5 protein-coding genes and 1 riboswitch are annotated in these 8,236 nt (G+C 69.4%); of the genes, 1 reads left to right on the top strand and 4 read right to left on the bottom strand.

Annotated elements, in window-relative coordinates; all coding sequences use genetic code 11:
* The 4 genes from DI005_RS30660 to DI005_RS30645 form a co-directional block, all read right to left on the bottom strand.
* A partial coding sequence (locus DI005_RS30660) for an S-adenosylmethionine synthetase N-terminal domain-containing protein (protein WP_304481741.1) occupies positions 1 to 356 on the bottom strand: 356 nt, incomplete at its 3' end.
* A gap of 48 nt (positions 357 to 404) precedes the next feature.
* Complete coding sequence (locus tag DI005_RS30655) at positions 405 to 2,108, bottom strand: methyltransferase domain-containing protein (protein WP_112272325.1); 1,704 nt, start codon at positions 2,106 to 2,108, stop codon at positions 405 to 407.
* Between the two features lie 889 nt (positions 2,109 to 2,997).
* The gene (locus DI005_RS30650; protein WP_113644469.1) at positions 2,998 to 4,266 is read right to left on the bottom strand and encodes an alkaline phosphatase family protein; all 1,269 of its coding nucleotides are present in this window, start codon (positions 4,264 to 4,266) and stop codon (positions 2,998 to 3,000) included.
* Positions 4,263 to 5,891 carry an alkaline phosphatase gene (locus DI005_RS30645; protein WP_113644468.1) on the bottom strand — a complete coding sequence of 543 codons (1,629 nt, stop codon included), beginning with the start codon at positions 5,889 to 5,891 and terminating at the stop codon, positions 4,263 to 4,265. Before DI005_RS30645 ends, DI005_RS30650 begins: the two co-directional genes overlap by 4 nt.
* A 147-nt stretch (positions 5,892 to 6,038) precedes the next feature.
* Between DI005_RS30645 and DI005_RS30640 the strand changes: the two genes are divergently transcribed.
* Positions 6,039 to 7,769, top strand: coding sequence for a GGDEF domain-containing protein (locus DI005_RS30640; protein WP_112272330.1), 1,731 nt, complete (start codon positions 6,039 to 6,041; stop codon positions 7,767 to 7,769).
* A gap of 244 nt (positions 7,770 to 8,013) precedes the next feature.
* A riboswitch (cobalamin riboswitch) is annotated at positions 8,014 to 8,233 on the top strand.
* The last annotated feature ends 3 nt before the right edge of the window (positions 8,234 to 8,236 follow it).

Here is an 8,236-nt window from a genome sequence, read left to right as displayed (position 1 = left end):
TTCTCCAGCCTCGACTCGTACGCCGTGTCCACGCCCTGCGCGATGTCCGGCGACTGCGACCCGATCGCCACGTTCACCCCGCACGAGGCCCCGTCGAAGCCCTTCGAGGAGGAGTCGTAGCCGATTTCCAGCACCTTCTCGCGCACCAGCGTGGGCACGTCGACGTAGGCGTCGGTCGTGACCTCACCGGCCACGTGCACCTGACCGGTCGTGATCAGGGACTCGACGGCGACCCGGCTGCGCGGGTCGGCGGCCAGCATCGCGTCCAGAATGGAGTCGCTGATGGCGTCGCACATCTTGTCCGGATGGCCCTCGGTCACCGACTCGCTCGTGAACAACCTTCGATTTGCAGTCACAATGCTTCCTTTTGCCGTGGTTGCCGTGGGGGAAGGGAATTTCGGGACTCAGGCGCGGGTGTGGAAGATTCCCCACGCGAGGTTGCCCGCACGACCGCCTTCGACCCAGTTCTTCAGTCCGATCTTCATCCGTGTCAGATATTCCGTACTAACGCTGCCGGAGAGGTCGTCGTTACGTCGCTCGGTCTCCTCGAGCACCCGCCCGTAGTGGGTGGCGAGCTGCGGGGTGTGGTCCTCGAAGTCGACCGAGGACATGCCGAGCCGGTTGAGCTCGCGCCGGTAGAACGACGGCGAGCCCATCGAGTCCAGGTGGAGCCGGTCCAGGATCGGCCGAAGTGCCGCCTTCTCGCAGCCGTCGGAGGCCATCGGGTCGGTGAAAATGAACTGACCCTTCGGCTTGAGGACCCTGGTCACCTCCTGGAGGACGCGGATGCGGTCGCCGCTGTGCAGCATCGCGTCCTGCGACCACACGACGTCGAACTCATTGTCCTCGAACGGCAGGTCCTCGAACGAGCCGTCGACCACGTCGATCAAGTGTCCGAGCCCCTGCTCCTCGCTGAACCGCCGGTTGCGCTCGTTCTCGACCTCGCTGAGGTTGAGACACGTCACCGCGCAGCCGTAGGTGGCGGCGAGGTAGCGCGCGGCGCCACCGTATCCCGAACCGATGTCGAGCACGCGCATGCCCTCGGTGAGGCCCAGCTTGCCCGCCATCCGCTCCACCGTGCGCCTGCTCGCGCTGGCGATCTCCTCGCCGGGCGAGTCGTAGAGCCCGACGTGGATGTCCTCGCCGCCCCAGATGTGGAAGTAGAAGTTGTCCGCGTCGTCCGAGTTGTAGTAGTCGCGTGCCACGTTGACCGCGGCCGAGTAGTTGCGGGTGTCCTCGTCGGCCTCCAGGTACCGCTTCTCCGCGACGTGGATGAAGAAGTCCGGATCATCCGCGCTGAAGGTCTCCTGGAAGTCGCCGTAGGTTTCAACCCGCTGGAACCCGACCTCGCGCAGCAGGCGGCGCGTGTAGTCCTTGCGCAGCGGGAACATGTTGAGGTGGTACTGCGAGCTGTCCGGGAACTGGTAGCGGAACCGCGCGAGACCCTCGTCGACGTACTCCGGCTCCGCGGTCACCTCGTCGCCGCAGTAGTAGTACGTGTGCTTGCTGCTGAACCCACTGTCCAAAATGGAGTCGTAGTTGCGCTGGTCAAGGATCAGCACGCCGTCGTGCTTGAGCACGGCGTAGAACTCGGCGAGCGCCTTGCGCCGGTCGCGTTCGGAGAACAGGTGGGTGAACGAGTTCCCGAGACACACCACGGCGTCGAACTCACCGTGCACGTCGCGGTTGAGCCAGCGCCAGTCGGCGTGCACCACCCGCAGGATGTGCCCGCCGTACTCGAGCCCGTTCTCGAACGCCTTCGCCAGCATCTCGGCGCTGCCGTCGACGCTGACCGTGTCGAAGCCCTCCTCGACGAGCCGCACGGAGTGGAAGCCCGTGCCGGTGGCCACGTCGAGCACCGACTTCACGCCACGGGCCTTGAGCAGGTCGATGAAGAAGCTGCCCTCGCTCTCGTAGCGCTTGCGCCAGTCGATCAGGTCGTCCCACTTCTCGACGAAACCCTTGACGTACTCGTTGGTGTAGTGGTCGGTCTCGCGCACGGTCAACGGATCGGCACCGAACTCCTGCGCGGGGTGCGCCTCCACCCGGCTTCTCTCCGCGGTGCCAGCCGGGTCCAGGTGCGTTCGGCCGGCTGTCGATTCCGTCATGCGCGCTGCCTCCTAGGTCACGGCTCGCTTCGAAAATTGTCGGAAAAAGGGCGCACGAAATTGAGCAGGCCGGACCGGCAAATCGCCGTCAGTCCCGATATCGACCCGCGGCGCGCTTTTGAGCGCAGCCAGGCACCGGGCCCGTCAAGACCCGTTCCCTTCACCCCGACTCGGCGGGATTGCAGCACATCGGCGCTGATCTGAGCAAACCGCCTGAACTCAATCTATTGATCGGGACCACACACGATCAATGCGTCGATTGCGTGACGTGCGTTTTCACCCCATGTATAACGCCAAGGCACGCATTCCGTACCGGTGGGCGCTGCGCGCACACGCCCCCCGTGCCTCGGGAAACCGGTATACCGAGTGGTAGAGGCGTTGCGCGGGCACACGACCGCACACCCCTTGACAGCTTCGCCAAGCGGTTTGTGTGCCAAGTAACAGAGCAACCCGTTTGGAGCAGCGAACACTACTCAAGGTTGCCCTGGGTCGATGTTCGGCGGGTTTTCTAGTCCACGCGCCTGACAAGTACCCCGCCGGCTGAGTTCGTAGCGTATTCAGCAACTGGTTGCGTAATGATCAACGATCCTCGCCGCGCGCACCGCGGGTGCCGACGCCGACACCGAAGGTGTACCACGGTGCCGGGGCTCTCAATCACCGGCAAGCCGGTGCACGGCCCCGCGAATGCGCGCGATTACCGGCGGGGCCGCGTTTTTCGGGGTACTCACGGGGAATCGGCACATCGGAAACGCACACCCGCACCGGAGGCTTTCCCAGAACCACCCGGATCGCCCCCGGCGGAAAACGCTCGAGGAAGAGTGCAGCCAAGCCGCACGCGAATCCGCAGTGAAGGCCACCTTCACTGCGCTGAACGCAGTGAAGGTGGCCTTCACTGCGGACGGGACCCGAAGGCCTCCAGCCGCGCCGTGCCGTCGTAGCCGCCAGCGGGCGCGGGCAGGCCGAACAGCGCGCCCACCGTCGGGGCCACATCGATGGTCCTCGCCTGCGCCGCCGAGGTGACCCCGGACCGCACCGAGGGGTGACCGCCCGCGACGAAGAACGGGATCGGCTCCGTCGCCGGATGCCCGTGGTTTCCGGGAATCGGGTTGGACCACACCTGTGGGTCGGTGAACCGCCAGCCCGCACGGGAGAACACCACGAGGTCGCCGGCCTCCGGCCCGAGCCGCAGCTCCGCTGGCGCGTGCGCCGACAGCACGCCCTCGGTGGCGAGCGCGAGCCGCCGCAGCCGCGCCACCGCGGCGGGCCGTTCCGCCTCGGGACCGGTGAAGGCGAGCAGGTCCGCACCGCCGTTCTGCGCGATCTCCACCTTGCCCGCGAGCGCCGCGTCGTCGTCCACACGCGACCGCAGCGAGACCACGCGGTGCGGCAGCGACCAGTCCATCGAATGGTCGGCCAGCACCACGAGCACGCTCGAGAGCCAGCGTCCGCTTCCCTTCAGCTCCGCGACGAACCGGCCCACCTGCAGATCCGCCGACCAGAGGGCCGCCGTGCGGGCCGCCCGCAGAGTGGTGCCGGTGAGGTCGGCGTGGCCGACGCGGTCGACGTCGCCGAAGTTGGCGAACACGAGGTCCGGATCGGCCTCGTCGACCATCGCGATCAGCGCGTCCACGGTCGCCAGGTCGGGAGCGTGCCCGGTGATCGGCAGGATCGGGAACGGCTCCCAGCGCACGCTCGCGCGCTCGCCGAAGACGCCGTAGAGGTACTCCTTGCTCAGCACGCTGCCGGTGACGCGCCCCGCCGAGGCGAGCCGGTCGAGCACGGTCGGTGCGCGCAGGTCGGCGGGCTGGTCCAGGGTGCGCACGCGGCGCTGGGCGCGGTCGTACACCGAGTTCGCGGGCACGCCGGTGCGGTCGGGCCGCATCCCGCTCATCATCATCACGTGGTTGGGGATCGTCTCGGCCACGGCCAGCGAGCGCGCGGCGGGGTAGTTCGTCCCGTTCGCCCGCAGCTCGTGCAGGTTCGGGGTCAGCACCGGGTCGATCTCGTCGGCCCGCAGACCGTCCACCACGAGTACGTACACCCGCAGCGCACGCGGCCCCCGCTCCGCCCGTGCGGTGCCCGCCGCGGCGGAGAGCACCACGGTTGCACCCGTGCCCGCGGCGGCGCGGAGCACCTGCCTGCGTGAGAGCGCGGTCATCGCAGTGCCTCCCTCGCCCTCGTGACTCGCTGTGTGCCCGCGGACACCGCGAAGGAGACGGAGTGCGCGGCGGGGCTCGCCGGATCCTTCCGGTCCGCGAGCACGAACCAGTCCATCCGCACGGCCGCGGGCGTCACCTCCAGCACGGAGTAGCCGTGCGAGTCGAAGTCGAGGTGACGCACGTGCGGGTTGTTGAGCCGGATCGCCGCCTCGACCGCGAGCGAGCCCGTGCGCGGCGGCACCCCGAGGATCTCGTCGAGGTTGTCGCTCGTCACGGACGTGCAGACCAGCTCGGCGCCGACCGACTCGCGCGTGAGCGGGTAGGTCAGCGGATCGGCAGGCAGCTCCGCGGCCCACGCCGAGTGGATGTCGCCGGTGAGGAAGACCGTGTCGCGCACGCCGTGGTCGCGCAGGACGCCGAGCACCCTGGCGCGGTCGGCGGTGTAGCCGTCCCACTGGTCGACGTTGTAGGGCGGGCCGAGCAACGGCCCGAGCAGCCGCGAGAGGGCGTCCAGCTCCCGTGGGGCCAGCGTGGACGGGAACCGCACCGGCGCGATCATCACGGGGTTGCCGACGAGCTTCCACTGCGCGCTCGCGGTGACCAGGCCGGAGGTGAGCCAGCCGAGCTGCTCCGCGCCCGCGATGGTGCGCTCCGGGTCGCCGATGGCGGGGTCGAACGGGTGCGCCGCCTGCCTGCTCCGGTAGGTCCGCAGGTCGAGCATCGACAGCTCCGCGAGCGTGCCGAAGGTGAGTCTGCGGTAGAGCCGCCCGCCCGGCTCGTAACGCACCGGCATCCACTCGGCGTAGGCCTGTTGCGACGCGGCGCGACGGTCCGTCCAGGTGCCCTCGGCGCCCTCGGTGTGGTTCTCGGCGCCGCCCGACCACGCGTCGTTGGCCGACTCGTGGTCGTCCCACGTGACGGCGAAGGGCACGCGGGCGTGCAGCGCCCGCAGGTCCGGGTCCGACTTGTACTGCGCGTGCCTGCGCCGGTAGTGCTCCAGCGTCGTCATCTCGACAGGCGGGTCGTGCGGGCGGACCGCGCCGTCCTCGGCGCCGTACTCGTAGAGGTAGTCACCGAGGTGCACCACGAGGTCGAGGTCGTCGCGCTCGGCGAGGTGGCGGTATGCGGCGAAGTGACCGGACTGCAGGTTGGAGCACGAGACGACGCCGAAGCGGAGCCGTTCGACGGCGGCGCCGACGGCGGGCGCGGTCCGTGTGCGCCCGACCGGCGAGGCCGTGCCCGCGACGGCGAAGCGGTACCAGTACCACGTGGCCGGCTCCAGCCCGGCGACGTCGACCTTGACGGTGTGGTCGCGGGCGGGCCCGGTAGTGACGCTCCCCCGCGCGGCCACACTCGTGAAGGCCTCGTCGCGCGCGATCTCCCAGCTGACCATGACCTCGGGTCCGAGCCCCGACCCTGGCACGGCCTCCGGGGCCGGCGTCACCCTGGTCCACAGGAGCACACCGTCGGGTAGCGGATCACCGGAGGCGACCCCATGGGCGAACGGGCCGGCCTCCTGCGCCGCCGCCGTCGGACCGAGCATTCCGGCGCCGGCGACCGCGGCCAGCGCACCCCCAGCGCGGAACATCTCGCGCCTGCTGAGCGAGTTCACGGGGGCACACATTTCACGAATCGTCACGAGTTGTCACTACTGCTCAGTAGCTGTTCAGCAGAACTTCAGCTGGATGGCCTAAACAAGAAGCGCGGAGCGGCGCGAGCCAGCTTGATCGGCCGTTATTCCTGTGTAACGATCGGGCTGTTTTTCACTGAAATGGGCCAAAAGCGGGTGAAGTTTTCGGGCGTGGGAGTCGGTGTGAACCAAGTTCGCTTCGCGTTCCAGCCGCTGTACAGCCTGCACACTGGTGGGGTCGTGGCGGTCGAGGCACTGGCCCGTCCCGCCTCCGGAGGCGTCGGCGACCTGCTCGGCTCCGCCCTGCGCCGGGGAAGGCTCGTCGAGGTGGACGTGGGCCTCGCAGCCCGCGCCGTGCTGGACGAGGCACCGCACGCGACCCTGCTTCCCCTGCATCTCAACGTGACGGCGCTCACTGCGGCCGCCCCCAAACCCGCGCTGCAGCCGCTCTTCGACGCGCTCGGCGAGACCAGCCGCAGACCCCGCGAGATCGTCCTGGAGATCGGCCCGCCCTTCCACGGCATCGCGCCCGCCGCCCTGCTCTCCGGGATGGCCCGGCTCGGCGAGCTCGGCTTCCGGCTGGCCTTCGACGGCCTCGGCGCGGGTGATCTTCCCCTCAATCTGCTCGCCGAATCGCGGGTGGACCTGGTCAAGCTGGACCGTACGACCCTGCGCCGCCTTCCCGACGACCCGGCGACGGTCGCCCTCGTCGAGTCGCTCGTCCACTTCGCCGCCCGCACCGACCTCCGGCTCGTCGCGACGGGCATCGAGACCGAGGACCAGCTCAACACCGTCCGCAGGCTCGGTATCCGGGTGGTGCAGGGCAACCTCTTCGCACCCGCCCGCGGAGGCATGGCGCCGATGGGCGCGGCGACGCTGGCCACGCCCGACGGCCAGGAGGGACCACCCTCGTTCACGCCGACGAGCGCGCCGACCGTGAAGGACTTCCTGCGGCCAGCCACGACCCTGCCCGCCGAGGCGACGTGCGAGGAGGTCCGCAACGTCCTCGTTGACAACGACGCGCCGACCGGCATCATCGGTCTCGACGAACAGGGCCGTCCACAGTGGTCGATCGACCGCACACGGTTCCTGCTCGCGGTCACGGGACCGTTCGGTCACGCCCTGCACGCCAACCGCCCCGCCGAGCGCCTCGCCGACGCACCGCACGTGATCCGCCACGGCGCCGCCGCGCTGGAACTGCTCGACCTGGTCACCGACGCCGACTGGGACCGCACCGCCGACGACGTGGTGGTGATCGACGACGCGGGCCGCTGCCAGGGCGTGGTGCTGGTGCACGAGGTGGTGCGCGGGCTCGCCGACGCGAAGATCGAGGAGGCGGCCGCGCTCAACCCGCTCACCCGGCTGCCGGGCAGCGACTCGGTGGCTCGGGCCGTGGACCGGCGCATCGCCGCGGGACAGCCGCTCGTGGTGGGCTGGCTCGACGTCGACTCCTTCAAGAAGGTCAACGACACCGTGGGGTTCGCGGCGGGCGACGACCTGATCCGCGCCCTCGGCCGCAAGCTCACCGACCTGGCGACGAACCTCGGCGGCGTCACGGTGAGCCACGTGGGCGGCGACGACTTCCTCATCGCCTGCGACATCGACAAGATCACGACCGTGGCCGACGGGCTGCTGGACAGCCGGTGGTACGCGGAGGGGCTGCCCGTGACGGTGTCACTCGCGACGCTGGTCTGCGCGGGCTCGTCCGTCGGCTCGTACCGGGAGATCTCGCGGCTGCTCGCCCCGTTGAAGAAGCACGCCAAGGACGTGACCGGCTCGAGCTGGGTCAACAGCTGGCCCGGCACCGACCGCATCGAGGTGCTGCGGGGCATCAACTCGCAGCGGATGCCGAGGCAGCGCCCGGCAAGCTGAGCCCCCGCCCACTGCCCGTCCGCAGCGATGTGGAACCCCATCGCGAAAAGGTGAGTGCCCCGGTGCTGCTGGGGGTTCAGCACCGGGGCACTCCTCACATGCCAGGGCGCCCTGGGGAGGGGGCTGTGGGCGCCCGGCAGGCCAGCAAACGTGAAAGTCTTTACGTTCGCTTCATGTTTGAGCATACGCCATGCGTGCTCGTTTGCATAGGTTTCCATCGCTGTGCATCGCCTGTGCGGACCGCTAGAGTGGGCGTGCTGGTGGTTCGCCGGACCGTACGGCCCGGCGAGGCAAGAGGGAACCTGGTGCGAGTCCAGGACTGCCCCCGCAGCGGTGAGCGGGAACGACCGCCGTCATGACGCACTGGGCACACGGTGCCTGGGAAGCGACGGCCAGTAGGCGCGCCGGAGGTGTCCGGCGGGTGCCCGCGAGTCCGAATACCTGCCACCGCCGCGCGCACCGCCGGT

The organism is Prauserella sp. PE36 (genome assembly GCF_003311655.1).
GTDB classification, from domain to species: domain Bacteria; phylum Actinomycetota; class Actinomycetes; order Mycobacteriales; family Pseudonocardiaceae; genus Prauserella_A; species Prauserella_A endophytica.
This window is presented reverse-complemented; position numbering and strand designations above follow the sequence as displayed.

Bases quoted from the DNA above. Each gene is read 5' to 3' on its own strand.
- DI005_RS30655 (WP_112272325.1), bottom strand. From the start codon at position 2,108: ATGACGGAATCGACAGCCGGCCGAACGCACCTGGACCCGGCTGGCACC.
- DI005_RS30650 (WP_113644469.1), bottom strand. From the start codon at position 4,266: ATGACCGCGCTCTCACGCAGGCAGGTGCTCCGCGCCGCCGCGGGCACG.
- DI005_RS30645 (WP_113644468.1), bottom strand. From the start codon at position 5,891: ATGTGTGCCCCCGTGAACTCGCTCAGCAGGCGCGAGATGTTCCGCGCT.
- DI005_RS30640 (WP_112272330.1), top strand. From the start codon at position 6,039: ATGGGCCAAAAGCGGGTGAAGTTTTCGGGCGTGGGAGTCGGTGTGAAC.